The sequence below is a fragment of the Actinomadura luteofluorescens genome (assembly GCF_013409365.1).
Lineage (GTDB): Bacteria > Actinomycetota > Actinomycetes > Streptosporangiales > Streptosporangiaceae > Spirillospora > Spirillospora luteofluorescens.
The window spans coordinates 3,485,918-3,511,759 of the sequence record NZ_JACCBA010000001.1 but is presented as its reverse complement, the minus strand read 5'-3'; the positions used below and the strand labels follow the sequence as shown (position 1 = coordinate 3,511,759).

General features: G+C 73.9%; 20 protein-coding genes. 13 read left to right on the top strand and 7 right to left on the bottom strand.

The window, feature by feature from the left end; all coding sequences use genetic code 11:
- Positions 1-40 precede the first annotated feature (40 nt).
- The gene (locus BJY14_RS16205) at positions 41-436 is read left to right on the top strand and encodes an ATP-binding protein (RefSeq protein ID WP_179844370.1); all 396 of its coding nucleotides are present in this window, start codon (positions 41-43) and stop codon (positions 434-436) included.
- A 16-nt stretch (positions 437-452) separates the two neighbouring features.
- On the opposite strand, the gene BJY14_RS16200 is transcribed toward BJY14_RS16205, so the two are convergent.
- Positions 453-1,397, bottom strand: a complete 945-nt coding sequence (locus BJY14_RS16200; protein ID WP_179844369.1) for a LysR family transcriptional regulator — start codon at positions 1,395-1,397, stop codon at positions 453-455.
- Between the two features lie 185 nt (positions 1,398-1,582).
- Here BJY14_RS16200 and BJY14_RS44440 point away from each other — a divergent pair, with 185 nt between their 5' ends.
- Both BJY14_RS44440 and BJY14_RS16190 read left to right on the top strand, forming a co-directional pair.
- Positions 1,583-2,275: a phosphotransferase gene (locus BJY14_RS44440; RefSeq protein ID WP_218905417.1), complete on the top strand. Its 693-nt coding sequence runs from the start codon at positions 1,583-1,585 to the stop codon at positions 2,273-2,275.
- A 363-nt stretch (positions 2,276-2,638) separates the two neighbouring features.
- Positions 2,639-5,461, top strand: a complete 2,823-nt coding sequence (locus tag BJY14_RS16190; protein ID WP_312879256.1) for an ATP-binding protein — start codon at positions 2,639-2,641, stop codon at positions 5,459-5,461.
- Position 5,462: 1 nt separating this feature from the next.
- Here the strand turns inward: BJY14_RS16190 and BJY14_RS16185 are convergent, their stop codons facing one another.
- Both BJY14_RS16185 and BJY14_RS16180 read right to left on the bottom strand, forming a co-directional pair.
- Positions 5,463-6,803, bottom strand: coding sequence for a hypothetical protein (locus tag BJY14_RS16185; RefSeq protein ID WP_179844368.1), 1,341 nt, complete (start codon positions 6,801-6,803; stop codon positions 5,463-5,465).
- A gap of 55 nt (positions 6,804-6,858) precedes the next feature.
- Complete coding sequence (locus BJY14_RS16180; RefSeq protein ID WP_179841655.1) at positions 6,859-8,448, bottom strand: hypothetical protein; 1,590 nt, start codon at positions 8,446-8,448, stop codon at positions 6,859-6,861.
- Between the two features lie 357 nt (positions 8,449-8,805).
- Here BJY14_RS16180 and BJY14_RS16175 point away from each other — a divergent pair, with 357 nt between their 5' ends.
- The 3 genes from BJY14_RS16175 to BJY14_RS16165 all read left to right on the top strand — a co-directional run bounded on the left by BJY14_RS16175 (position 8,806) and on the right by BJY14_RS16165 (position 12,275).
- The gene (locus BJY14_RS16175; protein WP_179844367.1) at positions 8,806-10,056 is read left to right on the top strand and encodes a Mur ligase family protein; all 1,251 of its coding nucleotides are present in this window, start codon (positions 8,806-8,808) and stop codon (positions 10,054-10,056) included.
- Complete coding sequence (locus BJY14_RS16170) at positions 10,046-10,762, top strand: type 1 glutamine amidotransferase (protein WP_179844366.1); 717 nt, start codon at positions 10,046-10,048, stop codon at positions 10,760-10,762. The genes BJY14_RS16175 and BJY14_RS16170 overlap by 11 nt, the downstream gene beginning before the upstream one ends.
- Before the next feature lie 76 nt (positions 10,763-10,838).
- Positions 10,839-12,275, top strand: coding sequence for a purple acid phosphatase family protein (locus BJY14_RS16165; RefSeq protein ID WP_218905416.1), 1,437 nt, complete (start codon positions 10,839-10,841; stop codon positions 12,273-12,275).
- Positions 12,276-12,370: 95 nt separating this feature from the next.
- Here the strand turns inward: BJY14_RS16165 and BJY14_RS16160 are convergent, their stop codons facing one another.
- Complete coding sequence (locus tag BJY14_RS16160; protein WP_179844365.1) at positions 12,371-15,478, bottom strand: AfsR/SARP family transcriptional regulator; 3,108 nt, start codon at positions 15,476-15,478, stop codon at positions 12,371-12,373.
- Positions 15,479-15,560: 82 nt separating this feature from the next.
- Here BJY14_RS16160 and BJY14_RS16155 point away from each other — a divergent pair, with 82 nt between their 5' ends.
- From BJY14_RS16155 to BJY14_RS16145, 3 genes are all read left to right on the top strand, one after another.
- Positions 15,561-16,775, top strand: a complete 1,215-nt coding sequence (locus tag BJY14_RS16155; RefSeq protein WP_179844364.1) for an MFS transporter — start codon at positions 15,561-15,563, stop codon at positions 16,773-16,775.
- 44 nt (positions 16,776-16,819) lie between these two features.
- Positions 16,820-17,908, top strand: a complete 1,089-nt coding sequence (locus BJY14_RS16150; protein ID WP_179844363.1) for an alkene reductase — start codon at positions 16,820-16,822, stop codon at positions 17,906-17,908.
- Positions 17,909-17,980: 72 nt separating this feature from the next.
- On the top strand, positions 17,981-18,475 hold the full coding sequence (locus BJY14_RS16145; RefSeq protein WP_246395945.1) for a pyridoxamine 5'-phosphate oxidase family protein: 495 nt from the start codon (positions 17,981-17,983) through the stop codon (positions 18,473-18,475).
- Here the strand turns inward: BJY14_RS16145 and BJY14_RS16140 are convergent.
- Positions 18,462-19,082, bottom strand: a complete 621-nt coding sequence (locus tag BJY14_RS16140; protein ID WP_312879254.1) for a TetR/AcrR family transcriptional regulator — start codon at positions 19,080-19,082, stop codon at positions 18,462-18,464. The genes BJY14_RS16145 and BJY14_RS16140 overlap by 14 nt on opposite strands.
- A 97-nt stretch (positions 19,083-19,179) precedes the next feature.
- On the opposite strand from BJY14_RS16140, the gene BJY14_RS16135 reads away from it, so the two are divergent.
- Both BJY14_RS16135 and BJY14_RS16130 read left to right on the top strand, forming a co-directional pair.
- The gene (locus tag BJY14_RS16135) at positions 19,180-20,073 is read left to right on the top strand and encodes an NAD(P)-dependent oxidoreductase (protein ID WP_312879253.1); all 894 of its coding nucleotides are present in this window, start codon (positions 19,180-19,182) and stop codon (positions 20,071-20,073) included.
- A gap of 53 nt (positions 20,074-20,126) precedes the next feature.
- Positions 20,127-20,780, top strand: coding sequence for a maleylpyruvate isomerase N-terminal domain-containing protein (locus BJY14_RS16130; protein WP_179844359.1), 654 nt, complete (start codon positions 20,127-20,129; stop codon positions 20,778-20,780).
- 11 nt (positions 20,781-20,791) lie between these two features.
- Here BJY14_RS16130 and BJY14_RS16125 read toward each other — a convergent pair whose 3' ends face one another.
- Positions 20,792-21,337 (bottom strand): cysteine dioxygenase family protein, encoded by a 546-nt coding sequence (locus BJY14_RS16125; RefSeq protein ID WP_179844358.1) that lies wholly within the window; start codon positions 21,335-21,337, stop codon positions 20,792-20,794.
- A gap of 107 nt (positions 21,338-21,444) precedes the next feature.
- Between BJY14_RS16125 and BJY14_RS16120 the strand changes: the two genes are divergently transcribed.
- Entirely contained in the window at positions 21,445-24,108 is a 2,664-nt protein-coding gene (locus BJY14_RS16120) for an ATP-binding protein (RefSeq protein WP_179844357.1), read from the top strand.
- A 104-nt stretch (positions 24,109-24,212) separates the two neighbouring features.
- Positions 24,213-24,743 (top strand): DinB family protein, encoded by a 531-nt coding sequence (locus BJY14_RS16115; protein WP_179844356.1) that lies wholly within the window; start codon positions 24,213-24,215, stop codon positions 24,741-24,743.
- Positions 24,744-24,750: 7 nt separating this feature from the next.
- On the opposite strand, the gene BJY14_RS16110 is transcribed toward BJY14_RS16115, so the two are convergent.
- Positions 24,751-25,770, bottom strand: a complete 1,020-nt coding sequence (locus BJY14_RS16110) for a TerC family protein (RefSeq protein ID WP_179844355.1) — start codon at positions 25,768-25,770, stop codon at positions 24,751-24,753.
- Positions 25,771-25,842 lie beyond the last annotated feature (72 nt).

Below are 25,842 nucleotides of genomic sequence, written 5' to 3'. Positions count from 1 at the left end.
CACTGTGTGCTTTAGAACACATACAGTGAGGAGATGGATCATGGGTGAGGCGGCGTGTCACGAGAACGAGATCGTGGTGAAGAACGATCTCTCGGTCGTTGCCGAGGTGCGGAGGTTCGTTCGGCTGGTCACCGGTCAGTGGGGCATGGACGACTTCGTGCCGTGCCTGGTGGCGAGCGAGCTGGTCACCAACGCTCTGCGCTACGCGTCCGCTCCCGATTGCGGCGTGACGTTCCGGATCGGACGCAACGACGACGGTGCGCTGTGGCTGGAGATCCAGGACGCGACCTGCGAGCTGCCCCGCATCCAGTACGCGGACACCATCAGCGAGGCGGGCCGCGGCCTGTTCATCGTTGACCAGTTCGCGCGCTGCTGGGGCGTCCGCCCCCTGGCCGGCAACGCCGGCAAGGTCGTCTTCGCGGTCCTCGATGCCTGAAGACCAGTGGACGGATCTACCCTCGTCCGCCCTCTCGCTCGTCATTCGGGAAGTGGGGGCGGTCGGGGGCGGGAAGCCATTGGGCGTGGGGACGGTAGTGGTCTTGTACGTGGGCGACGAAGCCTGCGAGGGACGGGTGGCGGTTGGCCTCGTGCCACATCAGGGACCAGGGGTAGGCCGGGGTGGGGTCGGTCAGGGCGATCTGGACGACGTCCGGGTGGCCGGGGAACTGGGTCTTGTTGCCGAAGGTGATGAGATCGGGGGAGGCGCCGATCCTTTCCATGATGTGGTCCTGGCCGAAGACCGGGCCTGAGGCGTCGATGTGGACGCCGAATTCCGCGCTGAGATGGCGGTAGTAGTCCGCCCATTCGCTTTCCGGCGCGTTACCGGGCATCCATGCCGTCAAGCCCGAGAGCTCTTTCATCGGCACCTGGCGGTGTTCGGCGAGGCGGTGCCGGTGGCCGACCAGGATGGGGATGGGCTCCAGGGCGGCCGGGACGCGCTTGATCCCGGGTGGGAGAGGCGCGGTGACCCGGCCGAAGGCGGCGTCGATCGAGCCGTCGGTGAGGGCCGTCCAGCGTGAGCCGGTGCCGCGGGAGACGACGATGTCGACTTCGGCGCCGCCGGTCTCGTAGAAGGAGCGGACGATCTCGATCGGGGCCGCGTTGTGGCCGAGAACGTCGATGCGCAGGGCGCGGCGGCGGGCGCGCAGCATCGCGGTGGCCTGGTCGGCGAGGCCGATCAACGCGCGGGCCTGGGGGAGGAAGGCCGCCCCGTCCTCGGTCGGCCTGGCGCCCGCGCGGGAGCGGTGCAGCAGCGGGACGCCGAGGGCCGCTTCGAGCTTGGCGATCCGCTTGGAGACCGCCTGCTGGGTCATGTCCAGGCGATCGGCGGCATCGGTGAACCGTCCGCCGTCGACGACGGCGAGGAAGGCGCGGACGGCACCGAGGTCCAGATCCATCAACAACTCCTGGTTGTCATAGTCCCGCGTGTCGGTTGTTGGACGCTGCGCGGCCGTTTCGGGTCTGATGCCGATGCCGGGAATCAGTGGGACAACGCGGAGGAGTGTAGATGGGGCCGTCGGCTGAACCGGGCGCATCCCTGCACAACGGGGCCCTTGGGGTGACCGATGAGGTGGAGATCCCTTTGAGCGGGGGCCGGATCACCGAGGGCGTCGTCCGGGTCGGCGACACGGTGCGGCGCCCGGTGGGGCCGCACTCACCGTTCGTGCATCGGCTGCTCCGGCATTTCGAGGCGGTGGGCTGCGACGCCGCGCCCAGACTGCGCGGGACCGATGGCCGGGGCCGCGAGATCCTCAGCTTCCAGGACGGTGAGACCCGGACGGAGTTCAGGCCCCGGGAATGGACGTCCGCCCAGATCACCGCTGCGGCACGGCTGCTGCGCCGGCTGCACGACGCGAGTGCGGGCGCGGTGATCGCGGGCGATCAGGAGACCGTGTGCCACAACGACTTCTCCCCGCTGAACGTCACCTTCGTCGATGGCCTGCCCACCGCCGCCTTCGACTTCGACCAGGCCGCCCCCGGCCCGCGAACGCGTGATCTCGCCTACGCCGCCTGGTTGTGGTTGTTCGGCGCTGATGCCGCCGCGCCCCTCGACCGGCAGGTGGGCCTCCTGCGCACCTTCCTCGACGTGTACGGGCTTGAGGACGAGCGGCGGGAGGGCTTCGGCGCTCTCGTCGTCGGCCGGGTCGAGGACGAGCTCGCCATGCACCAGCGCGCCGGCCGGATCACCGCCCCCGACACCTGGCTCCACCAGGAGATCGTGTGGTTGAAGGACCACGCCGACGCCATCGACCGCATGCTGCGGATCCGAATCTGAGAAAGGCTACAAGGGCGAGCGCGGATGCTCCGGCAAGCCTCGGCTGGCCACCCCCAGGCTGACCCGGCACCGGCAGCGACCCGGCGGTGTCCAGGGTCGTGGTTGGCAAGGCGACTTCGCCTCTGGGAGGGGCGGGTTCTTCCTGGAGGGGCATTGGCGTGGGGGGTGGGGGCGGGGTTGGATGCTGGGGTGACTATGCCCCCTGGTTCGTCTGGTGCCGGCAGACCGCCCCTCGGGTGGGGGTCCGGTGGGCCGCCGGTCGCTGCGCAAGGCGCGCCGTTCGTGTTTCCGGGGCCTTGGTATCGGATCCAGGCGATCCCGAGTCCGCAGCGGGAGGCGTCTGCGGAGTGGGACTTCGTCAGCGTGCTGCCCGCGGCGCTGTCGGCGGCGCGGCTGGGGAGGCCGTTCGTCGTCGGGTGGCTGTCGGCGGGTGGTGGGGCGCCGCTGGAGCTGATCACTAATGCGGGGCCGATCGGGACGCCCGAGACCGGGGCCGAGACGTACGGGCTGCTGTTTCCGAGTGGTGCGCGGGGTGTGCCGATCGGGGACGGGTGGTTGCGGCAGGCCGAGCGGATGGAATGGACGCGGTGTCCGGGGCGCCTCGCCCCGCAGGGGTCCGGCTCTGGGCCGGGGCTGTTCGAGGCGACGCTCGTCACGTTGATGGAGCGGCCGTTCGGGTGGTTCGTGGTCGCCGATCCGTGCGACGAGCGAATGATCGACGCCGAGATGCGCGAGCTGCACCACGAGTTGCGGATGTTGCGGCGGGGCGAGGACGAGCATGCGCGGCTCGCGGTCGCGCGGGCCGATCGGCGGCTCGCCGAGCTGGACGCGTTCCGCGAGGCCGGGCTCTGGCAGGTCCGGGTGGTCGCCGGGGCCGCGTCGCAGGCGGAGCTGGGGCAGATCGCGCCCGTGCTGGTCGGGTCGATGGAACTCGGGCACCATCCGTACCGGCTGAGGTCGGGGCAGGGGAGCGGGTCCTTCGCGGAGATGCTGGGCCCGGGGACGGCGCCCGCGCCGGCGCGGCCGATGGGCGAGGCGGAGCAGCGGTTCCCGTTCACGGCGACGGCCGGGGCGCTGGCGGCGCTGGCGGGGCTGCCGCGGCGGGAGGTCCCCGGGCTGCGGGTGCTGGACGCCGGGTACTTCGACGTGACGTCCGAGACCGCGCCCGCGAGCGGGGAGACGCAGATCGAACTGGGCGCCATCCTGGACGGCCAGGACCGCGAGGTCGGGCGGTTCGCCGTGCCCCGCTCGACCATCAACCGGCACGTGTTCGTCACGGGCGCGACCGGCGCGGGGAAGTCGCAGACCGTCCGGCACCTGCTGGAGCAGCTCACCCGGGCCGGGGTTCCGTGGCTGGCGATCGAGCCCGCGAAGTCGGAGTACGCGGCGATGGCGGGGCGCATCCAGGACCTCGGCGGGCCCGTCACGGTCGTCAACCCGTCCGACCCGGACTCGGTGCCGCTGTCGGTGAACCCGCTCGCGCCGGAGCCGGGCTACCCCGTCCAGGCGCACATCGACATGGTGCGGGCGCTGTTCCAGGCCGCGTTCGACGCCGAGGAGCCGTTCCCGCAGATCATGGCGCAGGCGCTGCAGCGCGTCTACGAGAACAACGGGTGGGACGTGGTGACGGGCGGCGGCGTGCCCGGGTCGCGCATCGGCCCCGCGGTGCCGACGCTGGAGCAGTTGCAGAACGCGGCGCTCCAGGTCATCCAGGACGTGGGCTACGGGCGCGAGCTGATGGCCGATGTGCAGGGGTTCGTGGACGTGCGCCTGAGGTCCCTGCGCATCGGCTCGGCCGGACGGTTCTTCGAGGGCGGCCACCCCGCCGACATCGGCGGGATGCTCCGCGACAACATCGTGCTCGCCATCGAGGACGTCGCGAACGACGAGGACAAGGCGTTCCTCATGGGGACGCTCATCATCCGCATCGTCGAGCACCTGCGGATGCGGGAGCGCAAGCGCGACCGTGCCGCGGGGCCGGCGCTGCGGCACGTCATCGTGATCGAGGAGGCGCACCGGCTGCTGCGCAACCGCGGGCCGGAGCGCGGCAGCTCCCACGCCGTCGAGCTGTTCGCCGGGATGCTCGCCGAGATCCGCGCGTACGGCGAGGGGATCATCGTCGCCGAGCAGATCCCGACGAAGCTCGTCCCGGACGTCATCAAGAACACCGCGCTGAAGGTCGTGCACCGGCTGCCCGCGTTCGACGACCGGCACCAGGTCGGCGCGGCGATGAACCTGGACGCGGACCAGTCCCGCGAGGTGGTGTCGCTGCGTCCGGGCGTCGCCGCCGTGTTCGCGGACGGCATGGACCGCCCCCTGCGCGTGCGGGTGCCGCTGGGCGAGGGCCGCGAGGCGGAACTGCCCGGCCCGCCCCCGCCCGTGGACGGACGGCGCTCCCCGGCGTGCGGATGCGAGTGCCGGTCGGGCCGCGCCTGCACCCTGTACGAGCTGCGCGAGGCGGACCTGATCGCGGGCGACGCGGAATGGGCGTGGCTGCGCCTGTGGGGCGACACGCTCGTCCTGGCGCATGTGACGAACCGTCCGATTCCCTCCGTCCCGCCCGAACTGGGGCGCGCCTGGTCGCGGCGGGCGCCCCGGCTGCGCGAGTGCGCGCTGGCGACCGTCCTCGAACGGGCGGTGTCCCGGCGGTCGCGGGGGCTGCGCACCGCCTTCCCGCCGGGGGACCTCACCGCCGCCGTCGCCGAGGTCGCGCAGCGGCTGCTCGGCGGCGGCCCGCCCGGGACATCCCCCGGACCTCAATGGGTGATTCCGCAGGTCAGATGGCTGCACGAGCTCGACAGGCTCTTCCCCTACGGGGACGGCGCGCCCGACAAGCACGCCCTCGCGCCGCCCCTGGACTACCAGCTGCCCGGTCTCAAGCAGCCGCCGGACGCGAAGCTCGGCCACCGGCTCCGCGCCCTGCGCCGCCACCCGCTGTCCATGGAGCTGGAACGCAACCGTCCCATCGCCGCGACCGCCCTCTACGGCGACGACGACACCGGCTTCTTCAAGGACCTGGCCGTCGTCGCGATCGGCTTCGACGAGGACGAGCAGATCGAGCACGTCGCCGAGACGATGCGCGTCACCGGATGGCTGGAGCCCGTCCTGAGCTGGTACGACCGCTTCGTCACGCCGTTCGAGGACCCGTCCAAGGGCCTCGCGTTCCTCAACCCGCAGGCCGAGTGACTCAGATGTCGCCTTCGGTGCGGGCGGGAAGGCCGGCCTTCTGGGCGACCGGGTTCCAGTAGCCGATGAACTCGCTCTTGGCGGAGCTGGCGCGCTGGTTGACGTCGGCGACCTCGCTGTCGGACGGGCAGCCGGGCGCGCCGTCCAGGTAGCGCTGGTTCGACTCCGTCGACGCCTCCAGGGCGCGGACGAGCGCGGCCTTCATCTCCGCGCCGTTGTCGAGCGCGCTCACGTCCAGCGCCCGTGCCTTCTCCAGCTCGCCGCGCCGCGAGTCGAGGACGCGCTGCACGCCGCTGACCGGGCAGCCCTGGGTGACGACGGAGCCGAGCTCGGAGCGGGTGCCGCCCATCTCCTCCAGCAGATCGTTGACGGCGCCGGCCTGCGCGTCCAGGTCGCCGCTGCTCGCTGGGCTCGCGGACGCGGCGCTCGGGCTCTGCCCCGTGGACGGCTCGGAGGCCGCGGGCGGCGAGGTGCTCGACCCGCTCGGCCAGAACACGATCCCCAGCGCCACCCCGAGCAGGAGGACGACGCCCGCCGCGCCCAGGAAGTAGGGCAGCATGCTGCGCTTCGGCGGCGCCGGAGGCTGCCAGATCGCGGGCTCGGACCACGGCTCGGCCGCCCACGGCTCGGGGGAGAGGTGCGTCGTCCGCTCCTCGCCGGGCGTCATGTGCAGCGTGTGCTCGGGACGCGGCTCCCACTGGACGGGGCTCTGGTCGGCCCAAGGCGGCGGCACCGGATCCCGCGGCACCGGCACCCCACCCGGAGCGCTCTCACCCGCCTGCCCGCCCCCGTAAAGGGCACCGCCGTAGGGGTCGCCCCGCAGCGTCGCGTCGTCTCCGCTCGCCGGTGCGCCGCCGATCGGACTACCGCCGTAAGGAGCGCTGCCGTAGGGGTTGCCTTGGAGGGTTGCGTCTTCTGCGTTGGGCGGTGCGCCGCCCATTGGGCCGCCGCCGTAAGGGGCGCCGCCATACGCGTTGCCCTGGACGGTCGCGTCGTCTCCGCTCGCCGGTGCGCCGCCCATCGGGTTGCCGCCGTAGGGGGCGCTGCCGTAGGGGTTGCCCTGGATGGTTGCGTCGTCTGGTTCTGGCGGGGTTCCCCCCGGCGGGGGGGTGCGGTACGGGGTGTCTTGGACGGTCGCGTCGGCCTCGTTCGGCGTCCAGGTGCTGGGCGGGGCGCTGAACGGGTCGCGGGTCGTCTGGTCTTGGGCTGTCGTGTCGCCGGCCCCGGCGGTGTTGTCCTGGGCCGTCGCATCGGCCGCGCCCGGCGGGACGAGGGGCGCGTCGCAGAGCGCGCACCTCGGCGACGACGAAGCGGACTCGGTTCCGCAGTTCGGACACCGCATGACGGCCCCCTGCCCGGTGAGTTCGAACGGTCAGAGAATACTGCGTGACCGACCGTTACACCCGTTTCCAGCTACGTTGCGGCTGCTCGGTCTTCTTCGCGACCGGGTTCCACAGGACGACGAACTGCTTCTTCGCCGCGGTCGCGCGCCGTTCGGCGTCCGCGCGTCCGGGTACCTGCGCGGCGCTCGGGCGCGGCTTGCCCTTGCATTTGCGCTGGTTGGCCTGCGCCCACCGCAGCAGCACCTGGTCGACCTGGAGCGACGCACCCAGAGCCTGGTTCAGGGAGCCGCGCAGCCGTTCCCCGTTCGCCAGCTTGTCGACCTTGAGGCCCTGCGTGCGGTGCATCTGGTTCGTGCGGCGCTGCGCGACGGTCTGGAACCCCTGGATCGCCTGCGGGAGCGTCTTGCACTTGCCGGCCCGGCCGAGCGCCCCGGCGAGGACGCGGCGGGTGGCGACGCTGTCGTTCAGGATCGCGTTCAGCGCCGCGGCCTGCTGCTTCATCTCGGGCGGGATCGCGTTCTTCTGCGCGACCTGCGTCTGGGACGCCGCGGGCGACGGGTCGCCGCCCGTCGGCGCGTCGTCACCGGAGGGCCACGCGACGAAGGCGACGGCGCCGACCGCGACCGTGACCAGCGCGGCGACGGCGGCGATCAGCGGCTTGCTCGTCCCGCTCTTGTGCTGCCCCGGGTGGCCCGGCCCGCCCGGCGGGAACTGGCCCGGCGGGTAGCCGCCGTACGCGGGGTCGCCCGGCCCCATCGCGCCCATGGGCTGCATGCCGGGGCCCATCGGACCCTGATGCATGGGGCCCGGCTGCATCGTCTGCGTCGGGCCCGGGCCCATGTTCCCCATTCCGCCCATGGGGCCTATGCCGCCCATCGGGCCGGGGGTGCCCATGGGGGAGCCCGAGTCCATCCGCGTCCGGTCGAGGTCGTCGCCGAAGCCGTGGGCGCCGGGCATGGCCAGGCCCGCCCCGGCGCCGGGGGCGATCTGCGTCGCCTCCGCGTCCGGTAGGGCGGGGAACTGCGGGCCGCCGGGAGGTTGCTGCCCCCACGCCTGGGTGGCGTCGGTGTCCGGTGCCTCGGGCTTGCGCGGCTGGGCGAACCACGAGTCCGGGACGATCGACTCCGTGCGGGGGGCCTGGTCCTGGAGCCCGAACGAGTTCGACGGCGAGGGCGGGGCGGGCTGCTCCGCCGCGCGCGGCGCCTGCCGCCCCCACGAGGGCGGGGAGGCCGGGGTGCTGAAGGCGCCGGAGTCGTCGTCCGCGTCGGGGTCGAACGTCCAGGCCGCGGTGTCGTCGGGGTCGTGGGCCGGCAGCGGGGAGGCGACGGCGGGCGTCGGCGCCGAGGCGGTCGCGGGCGGCTCCACGGGCAGCCGGATCGGCGGCTCGGCCGAGAGCTGGATCGGGGGCTGCGCCGGGGGTTCGGGCGGGCCCGCGGCCCAGGACGGCGGCGCCGTCATCGTCCGGTCGCCGATCGCGTCGGCGCCGGCCGACACGCCCATCGCGGTGCCCGCCGGAGCGGCCTCCGCGACCGGCGACGCCAGCGGAAGGGCGGGCCCGACCGAGTACACGTCGATCGGGGCCTCGCAGTGCGAACACTTGCCGAGCGTCCCAGGCGTGTCATTGCCGCACGTCGGACACTGCATCGCTCAGACCTCGCCTTTTAGCCGCTTGTCCACGCTTGCGATCCAGGCCCGCCGCCCGGGGCGGGCACCGCTCCCCGCGATCATCAGCGGGGCTCCCGACAAAAGTAGTGGGTGACGCCGTTCTTGGACGCGTGGTTGGTAATCCGGCGCACCGCAGTCGGAGGTCGCACGCAATCACGACATGTCGGTACTGGTCAAGATTGCCGCCGGTGGTTTACCGGGATCGTTGTGATGCTGCTCACATTGTGCACCGGGGCGGCGGCGGACGTCCCCCGAACCGCCCGGCGCGCCGCGAAAGCCGCAGTCAGCGGCTAGGCTCGGAGCGGTTTCCCGGCGCATCCAGAGAAGACGGAGTCCATGAGCGATCTTCCGCTGCGTTCGCAGCTGGCCGTCGCGCTCGGTCGTACGGCCGCCAAGATGTCCCGTATGGCGGGCCGCGGGGACGGCTCGGTGATCGGCGGCAAGGTCGGCCTCCGGCTCGACCCGGAGCTGCTGACCAAGCTTGCCAAGGACCGCAAGCTCGTCCTCGTCAGCGCCACCAACGGCAAGACGACGACGACCCGGCTGATCACCTCGGCGATGACGCCGCTGGGCGAGGTCGCCACCAACGCGTTCGGCGCGAACATGCCGACCGGTCACGTGTCCGCGCTGGCGTCCGCCCCCTCGGCCCGCTACGGCGTGCTGGAGTGTGACGAGAAGTACGTCCCGATGGTCCTGAAGGAGACCGGGGCGAACCTCGTCGCCCTGATGAACCTCAGCCGCGACCAGATGGACCGCGCCGCCGAGATCTGGCTGCTGGCCGGCAAGTGGCGGCGCGCGCTGGAGGCGTCCCCGACCAGCCACGTCATCGCCAACTGCGACGACCCGCTCGTCACCTGGGGCGCGTCCACCGCCAAGAGCGTCACCTGGGTCGCCGCCGGCCAGCACTGGCGCGAGGACTCCTGGTGCTGCCCCGAGTGCGGCGGCCCCCTCGACCGGCAGGACACCGACGAGGACAGCGACTGGCGCTGCCGGCAGTGCCACTTCGCCCGCCCCCGCCCCGACTGGGCGCTGCGGGGCGACACGATCACCGCGCCGGACGGCCGGGCGTACTCGCTCGCGGGCCTGTCCCTGCCCGGACGCGCGAACCGCTCGAACGCCCTGATCGCCCTCGCGGTCGTCGCGCAGTTCGGGGTGGCGCCCGAGCAGGCCCTCCCGTTGCTGTCGCAGGTCACCTCCGTCGCCGGCCGGTACACGACCGTCGAGCACCAGGGGCGCTCGATCCGGCTGCTGCTGTCGAAGAACCCCGCCGGATGGCTGGAGGCCTTCGACGTCCTGCAGCCCGCGCCCGGCCCCGTCGCCCTGTCGGTCAACGCGCAGGGCCCCGACGGCCGCGACACGTCCTGGCTCTGGGACGTCGACTACCGCATCCTGCAAGGCCGTCCCGTGTGGGTGACCGGCGAGCGCCGCATCGACCTCGCCGCACGGCTGGAGGCCGCCGAGGTGTCCTTCACGGTGGTGGACGACATCGACCAGGCGGTCATGGCCGTCCCGCCCGGCCACCTCGACGTGATCGCCAACTACACCGCCTTCCAGACCATCCGAACGAGGTACGGCCGTGTCGTCTGACCGCATCAAAATCGTCTGGATCTACCCGGACCTGCTCAGCACCTACGGCGACCAGGGCAACACGATCGTCCTGGAGCGGCGCGCGGCGCTGCGGGGCATCCCCACCGAGACCGTCAGCCTCCGGTCGGACGAGCCCGTCCCCGCCGACGGCGACATCTACCTGCTCGGCGGCGGCGAGGACCGGCCGCAGATCCTCGCCGCGCAGCGGCTGCGGGGCGACGGCGGCCTCGCGCGGGCCGTCCAGTCCGGCGCGGTCGTGTTCGCGGTCTGCGCCGGCTACCAGCTGCTCGGCCACGAGTTCGGCGGCGAGGAGGGCCAGCCCGTGCCGGGCCTCGGCCTGCTCGACATCCGCTCCGGCCGCGGCGAGCAGCGCGCCGTCGGCGAGATCGTCGGGGACGTCGCGGGAGAGCTGAACGTCCCGCGCATCACCGGCTTCGAGAACCACCAGGGCGTCACGCAGATCGGCCCGAACGCGCGCCCGTTCGCGAAGGTGCTGCACGGCGTCGGCAACGGCGACGGGAACGGCTTCGAGGGCGCCTACAGCGGCCGCGTCCTCGGCACCTACATGCACGGTCCGGCGCTCGTCCGCAACCCCGGCCTGGCCGACCTGCTGCTCCGCTGGGCCGTCGGCAGGGACATCCCCCCGCTGGACGACTCCTGGGCCGGCCGCCTCCGCGAGGAGCGCCTGCAATCCGTGATGAGCTGACCCACCCGGGGTGGACGGCCGGGTTCGTCGGTTCGGGTGACTTTGGGTCTGGTGCGGGGGGCCTCGTGCTGCGACCGTGACGGTCGTGATCTGCTGCCGGCCCTCCCGCCGGGCACTCCTGCGCTGGAGTGCCGTCGTCGCGGGCGCCTCGCTCCTGCCCGCCGTCGAGCCGCTGTCCGCGCGCGCTTCGGACGACGTCCAGCCGGTGAACCTCGAACTGGTCACCGTGACGGAGACCACGGCCGTCCTCACCTGGTACACGGGCGCCCCCGGGACTGACGACGGCCTGGGGCGGATGGAGCCCGCGCCGTCCGATGCCGAGGTCCTCTACGGCACGCACCCGTCCCGCCTCACCGGCGTCGCCCACGGCCCGTCCGGCACCCCGTACCACTACGTGGAGCTGACCGGCCTGGAGCCTGGGCGCACCTATTACTACAGAGCCCGCTCCAGGGGACGGGACGCCGCGCCCACATGGCTGGCCGCAGGCCAAGCGGCGGGCACTCCCTATGGGGACGTCTTCGCCTTCACGACCCCGCAACCGCCTCCGGGGCGGCACCTTTTCTCGGTCGCCCTCTGCAACGACCTTCACCTGGGTGAGACCGTGGCCGGGCTGGTCGGTCAGCTCCCATGGATCAAAGGCATCGAGCAGGTTCCCGGCCATCCGCCCTATCCCGAGGTCATGGCGAAGGCTCTGATCGCCGACGCGCGGGCCAGGGGCGCGCACTACCTCCTCGCCGCCGGGGACGTGTCGAGCGAGGCCGCCCCCGCCGACCTCGCGAGCGCCAGGAGCATCCTCGACACCTTCGGAACCCTGGGCGACGACTACCTGATAGCCCGCGGCAATCATGACCGTGCGCACTCCGGGGCGCCGTACGGTGCGTGCAGCCCCGGCGAGCACCAGGGAAACGACTGCTTCAAGGACGCGTTCTCGACGTCCGGCCGGACGTACTTCTCCCACGACCTGCGGGGACTGCGCGTCATCGGGCTCGACACCTACGACAGGCCCGGCGACGGCGGTGACTCCGGCGGCCTCTCGGCGGAGCAGCATGCCTGGTTCGAAGCGGAGTTGAAGAAGGACCCCGAGCGCCCCACCATCGTCTTCGGCCACCACCCGCTGTTCACGGAGAACGACCCGCTCGCCATTACCGGGGCCCATTCCCTCGACGCGGGCCAGTCCCTGCGAATCCTCACGGCCTATGGCCGGACGCCCGGCGTGTTCCTTCACCACGCGGGCCACACGCACCGCAACCAGCGTTCCGTCTTCCCGCTCGCGCCCAGGGTCGTCCAGCAGGAGGTCGGGGCGGTCAAGGAATACCCGGGCGGATTCACGCTCCTGCGCGTCCACAGCGGCGGGTACGCGCTCAACTTCTACAAGACCCGCAGCGACGAGGCCCGCGCCTGGAGCGAGCGCAGCCGCCAGGAACTCTCCGGCCAGTGGCCCCAGCTTTCCCTAGGCAACCGCACCACCGACCGCAACACGGTCATCAACCGCGACCTCTCAGGTCTTGGCTAATCGTCCTGGCGCCCCGGCGGAGCGTTCGGCGATGGTTCGCTGGTCTGAGGCGGTGGTTTGGGTGTGATGCGGACAGAAGCCGCGGTCTTGGGGGCTCAGCTGATGGTCTGGGCGCCTCGCTGGAAGGCTTCGGTGAAGGCTCGCTGGCCCAGGGCGGCGGTGGCGGTGGACGTGATGCGGTCGACGTCGCCGCGTTCGGCGGGTGGGAGGGGGGCGTTCACGCTCCGGCGGGCCGCGTCGGCCTGGCCGAGCAGTTCGGCGGCTCGCATGGCGTCGCCGGCCAGTGCCGCCGCGCCCGCCAGGCCCTCCAGGGACAGGGCCAGTGCGCGGGGCTCGCCGATCGAGCGGGCGATCTCCAGGCCGCGGGTGTGGTGCGCCAGGGCCTCCGCGGCGTCCCCGCGCAGCTCGGCGGTGAAGCCGAGTTCCGCGCGCAGCAGATGCTCCCCGATCTCGGACGAGTCGTACTCGTCCCGGATGCGGTGCAGGATCTCCCGGGCCGTGTCGAGATCGCCCGAGCGGCGCGCCCCGAGGGCGAGGCCCATCAGCGCGTGCGTCTCGCTGAACCGGTAGCCCTGCTCGACGGCCATCGACCGCGCCCGCTCGTGCAGGTCGCGCGCCCGGTCCCAGTCGCGCGCGAGCAGGGCCAGGCGGCCGAGGCCCGACAGCCGCGCGGACACCTCCGCGCGCAGGTCCAGCTCCTCGGCGATCCGCAGCCCCTCGCGCTGGAGCCGCTCCGCCGCCGCGTAGTCGCCGTTGATCTCGGCGAGCATCGCCAGCGGCGACACGGGTTGCAGCCGCCCCCAGCGGTCGCCCAGCTCGGTGAACAGGGCGGCGGCGCGCCCGCCCGCGTCCGCGATCACGTCGAGGCGGCCCCGGACGAGCGCGAGCGTCGCGCGGAGGCCGAGCGCGGCGGCGGTGCCCCAGCGGTCGCCGGCCTCCTGGAACAGGCGCAGCGCGTCCTCGTTGGCGCGCTCGCTCGCGTCCGGGTCCCCGGCGTGGTAGAGCCCGTGCGCGTAGAGCCAGAGGGCGCGGCCGCGGCGCACGGGGTCGGGGATGCCGTCGCCGCCCTGGGCGACGAGGGCCGTCCGGTCCCCGGTCAGCAGTGCGAAGGCGGCCCGCAACAGGCGCAACTCGGTGGCCCCCGGTGCCGCGTCCAGCACCGCCGACAGCGTGCGGTGGGCCTCGTGCAGGCGGCCCCGCAACAGCCACCACCAGCACAGCGCCGTGCCGAGGCGCACCGCCTCCGCCGCGCCGGGACGCCGCAGCGCCTCCTCCAGCGCGACGCGCAGGTTCGCCGAGTCGGCGTCGAGACGGTCGAGCCAGGCCTGCTGCTCCGGCCCGCGAAGGTGCGGTTCGGCGCGTTCGGCGAGGTCGAGGTGGTGGCGCAGGTGGCGGTCGCGGGTGCCGTCGAGGTCGCCCGCCTCGCGCAGGCGCTCCATCGCGTACGCGGCCACGGACTCCAGGAGGCGGTAGCGGGGGCCGCGCGGCCCGTCCACCATCACGACCAGGGACCGGTCGACCAGCCGGGTGAGCAGGTCGAGGACGTCCTCGCCGCGGACGTCGCCGCCCGCGCAGACGGCCTCCGCCGCGCCCAGGCCGCAGCCGTCCGCGTGCACGGCGAGCCTGCGCAGCACGGCGCGCTCGGACGGGCCGAGCGGCTCCCAGCTCCAGTCGATCATCCCCCGCAGCGTCCGCTGCCGGGCCGGCGCGCCGCGCGGCCCGGTGGTGAGGACGCCGAACCGGTCGGTGAGGCGCCGCGCCAGTTCCCGCGCGCCGAGGGCGCGGACCCGGGTCGCCGCCAGTTCCAGCGCGAGCGGGACGCCGTCGAGGCGGCGGCAGATCTCCGCGACCGCCGCCCGGTCGGCGTCCAGGGAGAAGCCGGGGGCGGACGCGGCGGCGCGGTCGGCGAACAGCCGCACGGCGTCGTCCTCCCGCAGCGGCTCGACCAGGTACACCGTCTCGCCCGTCAGGCCGAGCGGCTCGCGGCCGGTGGCGAGGATCCGCAGGCCCGCCGCGCCGCGCAGCAGCCGCTCCACCAGTGCGGCCGCCGGGTCGACCACCTGTTCGCAGTTGTCGAGGACGAGCAGCATCCGGCGGTCCCGCAGCGCCGCCGCCAGCCGTTCCACGCTTCCGCCCCCGCCGCCGGACGTCCCGGCCGCCGGGACGCCGGGCGGGACGTCGTCGCGGAGCCCGAGGACGGCCGAGATCTCCTGCGCCAGCGCGGCGGCGTCCCCGCGCTGGCCGGCGAGTTCGACGAGCCGGACGCCGTCCGGGAAGGCGTCCCCGGCGAGCCGCGCGGCGGCTTCGAGCGCGAGCCGTGTCTTGCCGACGCCGCCGGGGCCGGTCAGCGTCACCAGGCGCGCCGGGCCGGCGACGAGCCGCCGGACGTCGTCCAGGCAGCGGTCCCGGCCGACCAGCTCGGTGAGGGAGGCGGGCAGGTTGGAGCGCGACGCCCGTTCCGGTGGTGCGAGTGACGCGTCCTGCCGCAGGATCGCCTCGTGGAGGGCGGCCAGTTCGGGGCTCGGGTCGAGGCCGAGGTCATCCGCCAGCAACTTCCGCAACTCGGTGTAGGCGGCGAGCGCCTCGCCCTGCCGTCCCGCCCGGTACAGCGCACGCATCTGCACGGCCCGCAACCGCTCCCGCAGCGGGTGCCGGGCCACCAGGTCGGCGAGTTCACCGGCGAGCAGGAGGTGCTCGCCGGCGTCGAGCCGGGCCTCGGCCTGCTCCTCCAGGACGGCCAGGCGCTGGTCGGCGAGGCGGTCCGCCGCCGCGCGCGCGAACTCCTCGTCCGCGAAGTCGGCGAGCGCCGGTCCGCGCCACAGGCCGAGCGCCTCGGTCAGCAGCGCGGCGCGCTCCCTCGGAGCGTCCAGCGTGCGGGCTCGCGCCGCGAGCGCGCGGAACCGGTCGGCGTCCACCTCGTCGCCGGGCCCGTCGAGGCGGAGCCGGTACCCGTGCGCCTCGCGGACCACGCGGTCGCGGCCGAGGGCGCGGCGCAGCTGGGACACCTTGGCCTGGAGCGCGTTCGCCGGGTTGCCGGGCAGGTCGTCGCCCCACAGGTCGTGGACGAGACGGTCGGCGGAGACGGGCCGCCCCTCGTGCACCAGCAGATCGGCGAGCAGTGCCCGGACCTTCGCCTCCGGGATCCGGACGGGAGCCCCCTCGCCGTCCCGCACCATGAGCGGACCGAGCACGCCAAACCGCATGCCAGCACGGTACTCGGCGGCGGCATGCCGACCGTCAGCGGACCGTCAGCGCATCCGAAGCGCCGCCCGGCACAGTCGCGGCATGCGAACCGCGGAGAGAACGACCGCTCCGGACGAGACGTCCGACCGGGGCCTGCCCCTGCCGGCGCTGCTGGCGCTGGCGACGGCGGTCTTCATCACGAGCCTGACCGAGACGCTGCCCGCCGGGCTGCTGCCCGCGATGAGCGCGAGCCTGCACGCGAGCGAGTCCGCCACCGGGCAGACCGTGACGATCTACGCGATCGGGACGGCGCTGACCGCCGTCCCGCTGACCGCGGCCACCGCCGGGTGGCGGCGCCGCCGCCTCCTGCTGACGACCGTCGCCGGGTTCGCCGCCGCCAACACCGTCACGGCCCTGTCGACCCACTACGCGCTGACCATGGCGGCCCGGTTCGCGGCCGGGGTCGCGGCCGGTCTCGCGTGGGCGCTGCTGGCCGGCTACGCCCGCCGCCTCGTGCCCTCCCACCTGGAAGGACGGGCCATCGCCGTCGCCATGGCGGGGATCCCGCTCGCGCTCTCCCTGGGCGTCCCCGCCGGGACGTTCCTCGGCGCGGCGCTCGGCTGGCAGGCGGCGTTCCTGACCATGACCGGGCTGACCGTCGTCCTGCTCGGCTGGATCAGGGTGTCGGTCCCGGACTTCCCCGGACGCCGCGCGGGAGAGCGGACGGGCGGCCAGAACGTCCTGCGCGTCCCCGGTGTGGCGGCCGTGCTGTTCGTGACGCTCGTGTTCGTCCTCGCCCACACGATCCTCTACACCTACATCGCCGCGATCCTCGACGGGCTCGGCATGGGCTCGTCCACCGACCTCGTCCTGCTGGCCTTCGGGGCGGCGTCCCTGGCCGGCATCTGGGTGGTCGGCGCGCACATCCACCGCCGCCTGCGCGCCCTCATGATCGCCGGGACGCTGCTGGTCGCCGCTGCCGCCGCCGTCCTCGCCCTGTGGGCGGACGCCCCCGTCCTCGTCTACGCCGCCGTGGTGCTGTGGGGCCTCGGCTGGGGCGGCGCGCCGACCCTGCTCCAGACCGCCGCCGGGGACGCGGGCGGCGACGCCGCCGACGCGGCGCAGGCCATGCTCGTCACCCTCTGGAACGTCGCCATGGCCGGCGGCGGCATCGCCGGAGGCGTCCTGCTGCACGTGTCCGGCTCGGCCTCGCTCGCCTGGAGCACCCTCGCGCTCCTCGCCCCGGTCCTCGCGGTCGTCCTCGCCGCCCGCACCCACGGATTCCCGCGCACCGCCGACCTCTCGCACCACCGCTGAGTCCTCTCACCACCCCTGAGTTCTCTCACCGAAGGGACACGACCATGGAGACCGCGCTTCTCGAACCGGCCCGACTCGGCGGACTCGTCCTCCCGAACCGCCTGGTCATGGCCCCGATGACCCGCAACCGCGCGGACGCCTCGGGCGTCGCGACCGGCCTGATGGCGACCTACTACGCCCAGCGCGCCACCGCCGGGCTGATCATCGCCGAGGCCGCCACCCCCAACGCGGTCGGCCAGACGTACCCGAACATCCCCGCGATCCACGCCCCTGCCCACGTGGCCGGATGGCGGCGCGTCACCGGCGCCGTCCACGACGCGGGCGGCCGCATGTTCCTCCAGCTCCAGCACGGCGGACGCGTCGGGCACCCCGACAACAGCGGCCTGCACCCGGTGGCGCCGTCGCCCGTCCCGCTCCCGGACACGATCCACACCCCGTCCGGAGCGCGGCCCGCCGTCGTCCCCCGGGAGATGACCGCCGCCGACGTCCGCTCCACCGTCGCCGACTTCGCGTCCGCCGCCCGCAACGCCGTCGACGCGGGCTTCGCCGGGGTGGAGGTGCACTCGGCGAACGGCTACCTGCTGCACCAGTTCCTGTCCCGCGCCACCAACCGCCGCACCGACGCCTACGGCGGCCCGGCCGAGGCGCGCATCCGGTTCACGGTCGAGGTGACCCGCGCCGTCGCCGACGCCGTCGGCCCGGACCGCGTCGGCGTCCGGATCTCGCCCGGAGTCACCGCCAACGCCATGCACGAGGACGATCTGGACGACGTCTACCCGGCCCTCGTCCGGGCGCTGGCGGAGATCTCCCCGGCGTACCTGCACGTCGTCTACGCCGACCCGGACAGCGCCCTCTTCCACACGATCCGCCGCATGTGGCCCGGAACGCTGATCGCCAACCCGGTGCTGCCCGGCGTCACCACCGAGCACGTCGCCCGGGAGGCCGGCCGCCTCGTCGCCGCGGGCGCCGACCTCATCGCCCTCGGCCGCCCGTTCCTGGCGAATCCCGACCTCGTCGAGCGGCTCCGCGTCGGCGCGCCGCTGAACCCCGTCCGGGAGCAGCACCTCATGTACACGGGCGCCGCGACGGGCTACACCGACTACCCGGCGATGGATCTCGTCGCGCGGCGGTGAATCTCGTCGCGCGGCGATGAGTTTCCGGGCCGTCCGTGGTCATCCCCTTCGACCGCCATAAAGGAGATGACCATGGACCTGCCCCAGGGCGACGTGCGCCTGCTGGAGACCGACGTCGCGAAGCGCCTGCTCGACTCCACGATCCCGGCCCGCCTCGCCTTCACGGCCGTCGACGGGACGCCCCGCATCATGTCGACGTGGTTCACCTGGACCGGTGAGGAACTGGTGATGGCGACCTACGTCCACTGCCCGCCGATGGGCATCCTGCGCCCGGCCGCCCGCATCCGCGCGCTCCGCGAGCGTCCCGACGTCGCCGTGAGCATCGACACCGACACGCAGCCGCCGGAGGTGCTCCTCCTGCGCGGACGCGTCTCGATCACCGAGGTGGACGGCATGGTGCCCGAGCAGGCCCGGTCGGCCCGCCGGTTCCTGGGCGAGGAGGGCGGCGCGGGCTACGTGGCCGGCGCCGACCATCCCGAGACCCGCATGGCCCGCATCGCCCTGCGCCCCACCTGGGTCGGCGTCATCGACTTCCGGACCCGCCTCCCCAGCCTCATGGCGCACTGAGACACGGGTCAGGTCGGGTTCTCGGGGCGCAGGAGTCGAGGTAGGGGGCCAGTTCCCTGGCGACGGTGCGTAGCGGGCGGACGCTCTGTTCTGCTCTGGCCAGGAGGATGGCGCCTTCCAGGGAGCTGACCATCAGGGTCGCCAGGGCGGTCGCCTTGCGGGGCGGGACGCCCATGGCGGCCAGTTCGCGGGCGATCGGCTGCCGCCACGCGGCGAACGCGGCGGCCGCGGCGGTCCGGGTGGACGTCACGGACTCCGCGCAGTCGACCGTGGCGGCGGCGACGGGGCAGCCGCGGTCGAAGCCCGTCGCCTCGAACTCCTCGGTCCACTGGCGGACCATCGCCGCGAAGAGCCGCCCCGGCGTGGGGCGCGCCATGGCGGCCATGAAACGGGCGATGCGGGCGCTCGCGTAGCGTCCGGCCCATTCGACGGCCTCGTTGACCAGCTGTTCCTTGCCGCCGGGGAAGTAGTGCTGCAGCGAGCCGCGCGGCGCCCCGGCGTGCTCGGCGACCTCGCGCAGGCCGGTGGCGGTGACGCCGTCGCGGCGGATGAGCTGCGCCGCGCTGAAGACCATCCGCTCCCGCGGGCCCCGTTCGCCGGTCGCCACGATCGCCCCCTGTGAGGAAAACTTCGCACGCTATTGCCCTATCTACCTGGATCATTATCATGACCACTGTCATAACTCGCAAGCTCTGGAGGCGACGGTGGGCAGCGACGCCGGTTTCATCGGCCTCGGCGTCATGGGGCAGCCCATGGCGCTCAACCTCGTCCGGGCGGGGACCGGCCTCGTCGTCTGGAACCGGACCGCCGCCAAGTGCGAACCGCTGCGCGCGGCGGGTGCGGTGGTGGCGGACGACCCCGCCGGCGTTCTCCGCCGCACGCGGGTGGTGTTCCTCATGCTGGCCGACGGCCCCGCCATCGATTCCGCGCTGGGGCGCGGCACCCCCGGTTTCGCGGCGAACCTGCGAGGACGGATCGTCGTCCACATGGGGACGACGTCACCGGACTACTCGCGCGGCCTCGAAGCCGACGTCCAGGCCGTCGGCGGACGGTACGTCGAGGCGCCCGTGTCCGGATCGCGGGGTCCGGCCGAGTCGGGGGAGCTCATCGCGATGCTGGCCGGGGAGCCTTCGGCCGTGGACGCCGTCCGGCCCCTGGTCGGCCCCATGTGCGGCGAGGTGTTCGCCTGCGGGCCGGTTCCGCAGGCCCTCCAGATGAAGCTCGCCGTCAACCTCTACCTGATCACCATGGTCACCGGGCTGGCGGAGGCCTTCCACTTCGCCGAGCGGCACGGCCTGGACCGGCGGCGCCTGCTGGAGGTGCTCGACGCCGGGCCGATGGCCAGCACCGTGTCGCGCGCCAAGGGCCGCAAGCTCCTCGAACACGACTTCGCCGTGCAGGCGTCCATCGCCAACGTCCTGGACAACAACCGCCTCATCGCGGATGCCGCCCGCGCCGCGCGGCTCGCCTCGCCCCTGCTGGACGTGTGCCACGCCCTCTACGGCGAGACCGCGGCGCTGGGGCACGGCGAGGCCGACATGGCCGCGGTCGTGCGCGCTCTGGAGGCCCGGACCGCCGCCCCGGCGACCGCCGTCTAGTGCGGCCCGAATTCCCTTGTCCGCCATCGCGGCGCGGTATTACCGTGCCGAAAGTGGATCACTTCTCACGCTCGTGGACGGCCCTGCTCGCGGCGGTCGCCGGCCTCCCGGACGAGGACTTCGCGCGCCCGTCCGGCTGCGCGGGCTGGCTCGTCCGGGACCTGGTGTGCCATCTGGTCATCGACGCCCAGGACGTCCTGATCACCCTGGTCACCCCCGCCGACGGCGAACCGACCGTGGACGCGGCGACCTACTGGAAACTCGTCGAGCCGCCGACCGGCGACGACCCGCTCGACGCGCTCATCCCGCGGCTGGCCGCCGCCTACGAGGAGCCGCGGCTGCTCAAGTTCCATCTCGACGACGTGGGTTCGGCGGCGGGCCGCGCCGCGACCCTCGCCGATCCCGCCGCCCGCGTCGAGACCCAGGACGAGGTCCTGACGGCCGGCGACTACCTGTCCGCCTACGTGATCGAGTGGACGCTGCACCACCTCGACCTGATCGCGCACCTGCCGGAGGGCCCGGAGCCGCCCGCCGAGACCCTCGCGGCCGCCCGGGAGCTGCTGGAGAGGATCGCCGGGGATTCCTTCCCCGCCTCGTTCTCCGACGAGGACGTGCTGCTGGTCGGCACCGGACGCCGCGCGCCGACCGGCGCGGAGGTGGCCGAGCTGGGCGGTCTCGCCGCGAGGGTTCCCTTCGTCCTCGGCTGAGCGGGGCGGGCTCAGCCCCGTATCGGCAGGTCGTAGAAGCGGCGGACGCTGGAGCCGACGCGGTCGAGGTCCGTCCCGTAGATGTGCAGGGAGACGGCGGTGGCGTCCCCGAGGTTGCGCACGCGGTGGATGTCACCGGGCGGCGCGAAGCCGCTGACCTCGCCCGCCGGGTTCGGGTTCGCGCCCGCCTCGATCAGGGCCGTGCCGTCGTCGGAGAGGGTGTAGAGGTCCTCGTGCTCGGCCCCGGCCAGGACGCCGAACACGCACCACGTCACGTGGTCGTGGACGCGGGTCTCGGCACCGGGCTGCCACACGATGGCCATCATCGAGAACGAGCCGTCCGGTTCCACGTGCAGCATGTGGCCGCTGGAGGTGCCCGGCTCGCCGACGAGCTGGTCCGGACGGAGCAGCTGTCCTGGGGACGGGAGATGCTCGCGCAGCGCGCCGGCGACGCGGTCGGCGGTGTCCTGCCAGTCGGCGCCGCGGGCGGTCGCCGCGCGCACGGCGGCGGTCAGGATGTCCAGGTCGGTGGCGGGTCGCGCGGTTAGGGTGGTCATGTCGTCCTCCTCGTACCGGGTCGCCTCCAGCCTCGTCGCCGGGGAGGTTCGCCGTCATCCGTGGCCCCCGCGGAGCACCACGGATGCCGCCACGGAAAGGGGCCGCGGTGGCGGAGCACGTGTCCGAGCGCGAGGCCGAGGTACTGGCCGCCCTGGGCGCGCGGATGTCCAACGCGCAGATAGCCCACCGCCTGCACATCTCGGTGCGGACGGTGGAGAGCCACGTGTCGTCGCTGCTGCGCAAGTACCGCGTACCGGACCGGTGGGCGCTGGCGGAGCTGGCCGGCTCCGGGGCGCGGGACCCCGGCCGTGTCGCGGGCCTTCCGGCGTCCGCCACGACGTTCGTGGGCCGGGACGCCGAGCGCGCCGCCCTGCTGGCCGCGCTGGAGGAGGCGCGGCTGGTGACGCTGCTCGGACCGGGCGGCGTGGGCAAGACCCGGCTGGCGGCGGCGGTCGCCGGCGACGCCGCCGCGCTGTTCCCGTCCGGCGGCGCGTTCGTGGACCTCGTCCCCGTGCGCGCCGGGTTCGCGACCAGGGCGGTCGCGACCGCGCTCGGGGTGACGGAGGGCTCGCACCAGCCGCTGGAGGAGGCGGTCGCCGCGCGGCTCGGCTCCGGGCACTGGCTGCTCGTCCTGGACAACTGCGAGCACCTGATCGACGAGGCCGCCGCGCTCGCCGGGCGCCTCCTCGCCGCCTGCCCGGGTACCCGCGTGCTCGTGACCAGCCGGGAGCGGCTCGGCGTCCCGGGGGAGCGCTGCGTGCCGGTGGCGCCGCTGGCCCTGGGCTCGGACGCCGAGCGGCTGTTCCGCGACCGCGCGCTCGCCGCCGATCCGCGGTTCGTGGCGGAGCCCGAGGTGGTCGCGGAGCTGTGCGCCCGGCTGGACGGCATGCCCCTGACGATCGAGCTGGCCGCGGCCCGGGCGGCGTCGCTCGGCGCGACGGGGCTGCTCGCCGCGCTGGAGGACGCGCTGCGGCTGCTGTCCGGCGGCCGGGGCGGCCAGGAGCGGCACCGGTCCCTCGACGCGGTGCTGTCCTGGAGCCACGACCTGCTCGCGGACGAGGAGCGGGCGCTGTTCCGGCGGCTCGGGGTGTTCGCGGGGGCGTTCGATATGGAAGCCGCCGCCGCGGTGGGCGGGGACCGCGCGGGCGTCGCCGACCTGCTCGGCCGGCTGGTGGACAAGAGCCTCGTCGTGCACGTGCGCGGCCGGGTCAGCCGGTGGCGGCTGCTGGAGACGGTCCGGGCGTTCGCGCTCGCCCGGCTGTCCGACGCCGGGGAGCAGGACGGGACGAGGGCCCGCCGCCTCCGCTGGGCCGCGGCCGCGGCGTCCGCCGCCGAGGACCGGCTCGGCGACCCGGGGTGGCGGGACGACTTCGACGCCATGGCCGCCGACCTGCGGGCCGCGCTGGCCTCGCCCGCGCCGCCGGACGACGCCGGCGCGGGCGAGGTGACGTACCGGCTGGCGAGCGCGCTGGCGCACCTGACGTTCGCCCGCCGCAACCTGCTGGAATCCTTCGCGCACTACCGGACGGCCGCCGCCCTCGCGCGGGACCCCGGCTCGGCGGCGCGGGAGCTGCGGGCCGGGGCCGGATGCGCGCACGTCAGCACCACGTCCAACCAGCACGTGTTCGACCTGCTGCTGGAGGCGGCCGAGCGGGCGCGGCGGGCCGGGGACGAGCGCGGCCGGGCGGTCGACCTGGCGCGGGCGGTGGAGACCGCGTGCCGCTTCCCGGAGGCGTTCGAGACCCGCGTGCCGCGCGAGCGCCTGCACGACCTGTTCGCCGAGGCGTCCGCGGCCGGGCACGGCGGCGACCGCGAGGTGGCCGCGCGCGTGGCCGTGGCCCGGGCCTGGCTGGCCGGGCCGGGCGAGGCCGTCCCGGACGCCGGGCTCGCGGCGGCCGCCGTCGCCGCCGCGCGGGCGGCGGGGGATCCGGTGCTGACCAGCTCCGCGCTGTGCGCTGCGGGCACCGCGGCGCTGCGCGCCGGGCGGCTGCGGGAGGCGAACCGGATCACCCGGGAGCGGCTGCGCCTGCTCGCGTCCATGGACCGCGACGACCCGTACTGCGCGCCGGAGGTCTGCAACACCTACGGCCGCGCCTGCATCTACGCGATCATGGCCGGGGACCTGCGCGGCGGGATGGAGGCGGCGCGGGCGGGCATGGAGGACGACCTCCTGCGCGACACGCACATCACCGCCGGCCGCCTCGTCCAGCCGCTGGCGCTGACCGGGCGCTTCCGCGAAGCGATCGGGCACGGCGAGCGGATGTGGGACCGGTGGGAGCGGGCCGGACGGCCGGCGCCGCGCTGGATGCTGGCGTCGGTGTGCGCGACCGCGTTGGCCTGCGGGATGTCCGGCGACCGGGAACCGGCGGCGCTGTGGCGGGCCCGGGCCGCACGGGTGGCCGGCGGCCCGGCGGCGCCGGTGGCCTTCGTGGACGCCCGTCTCGCCCTGCACGACGGGCGCTTCGACGACGCCGAGCCGCTCGTCCGCGAGGCGTTCGCCGCCGGGACGCCGCTGGACCCGTACCTGGCGTACGCGCGGGCGGCGGGCGCGGAACTGGCCGTGGCCGCCGGGCTGCCCCGCGCGGCGGAACTGCTGGCCGAGGCCGGTCCGCTCGGCGAGGAGAACCGGTGGGCGGCGGCGTGCCTCGACCGCGCCCGCGCCCGTGCCGAGGGCGACGCCGACGGCCTCGCGCGAGCGGCCAAGAGCTGGGACGCCCTCGGAGCCCGAGCGGAACGGGACGTCACACGACGGCTACTGGCCCAGCCCTAACGCGGCCAAAGAAGTTCTCCGGATCGGCGATGGAGGCCAGGATCTGACCGCCTTGATTTCTACCGTGGTCTCGCAGGTGAACGACACGAACGAAGGCGGGAACCATGAACGTTGACAATGCGCGGGCGGTCACCGGGGAGCGGGCGGACCTGCTGGCGGAGCTCGCGAAGGCGCGGCACTTCCTCCGGTTCACCACGCGGGACCTCACCGACGAGCAGGCCGGGCGGCGGACCACGGCGAGCGAGCTTTGCCTCGGCGGCCTCGTCAAGCACGTCACGTCCTGCGAGCGGGGCTGGGTGGACTTCATCCTCGAAGGCGCCTCCGCGATGGGCGACTTCACCCAGATGACCGAGGAGGACTGGAAGCGCCGCGCGGACGAGTTCACGATGCTCCCCGGCGAGACGCTGGCCGGGGTCCTGGACGCCTACGCCGAGGTGGCCAGCCGGACCGACGAACTCGTCCCGACCCTGCCCGACCTGGACCTCCGGCACGAGCTGCCCAAGGCCCCGTGGAACACCGACACGCACTGGTCGATCCGCCGGGTGCTGCTGCACATCACGGCCGAGACGGCCCAGCACGCGGGCCACGCCGACATCATCCGGGAGTCGCTGGACGGCGCCAAGAGCATGGGCTGAGCCCCGGTCAGCGGGCGCTCGGCTCCTCTTCGCGGGGCTTCTTCTCCCGGCGGCCGCGCAGGGAGCCGGCCTTGGCCCTCTCCTCCGGGTGGTGGTGGACGCGGACCAGGCTGGCACCGGTCGTGAACAGCAGGATCACCAGGATCACGCCCAGGGAGAGGGGCGTCGGGATCTCGGGGACGGACGTGGAGACGTCCTGGTGCAGGAACTCCAGGATCAGCTTGCAGCCGATGAACGCGAGGATCACCGACAGGCCGATCGACAGGTAGACGAGGCGTTCGAGCAGGCCCTCGATGAGGAAGTAGAGGGCGCGCAGCCCGAGCAGGGCGAACGCGTTGGCGGTGAAGACGATGAACGGGTCGTCGGTGACGCCGAACACGGCCGGGATGGAGTCCAGCGCGAACAGCACGTCCGTGCTGCCGATGGCGACGAAGACCAGCAGCAGCGGCGTCATCACGCGCTGGCCGTCCTCGTGGGCGAGCATCCGCCCGCCGTGGAAGTCCTGGCTGACCGGCAGGATCCTGCGGGCGCGGCGGACGAGGAAGGTGTCCTCCACGTCGGGTTCCTCGTTGCGATGCCGGATGAGCTGGACCGCCGTCCAGATCAGGATCAGCCCGAAGATCAGGAACGTGAAGGAGAACAGGTTGATCGCGGCGGCGCCGACCGCGATCAGGACCACCCGCAGGAGCAGCGCCGCCGCGATGCCGAACAGCAGCGTCTTCTGCTGGTACTCGGCGGGCACCGAGAACTTCGCCATGATGATCACGAAGACGAAGAGGTTGTCGACCGACAGGCTCTTCTCCACGATCCAGCCGGAGAAGTACTCGGTGCCCGCCGCCGACCCGGCGAGCATCCACACCGCGCCGCCGAACAGGACCGCGACCGCGATGTAGAACACCGACCAGAACGTCGCCTCCCGGATGTGGACCGCGTGCGGGCGCCGGACGGCGACCAGCAGGTCGAACACGAAGAGCGCGATGATCAGTGCGATCGTCGCGCCCCAGGCCCATGCGGGTATGTCGGCCATCCGGCGGCTCCAGTCTCGGGGGCACGTCGGCAGTCCTATTTCCGTTCTCCGGGCGTTCTACCGCCATGGCCC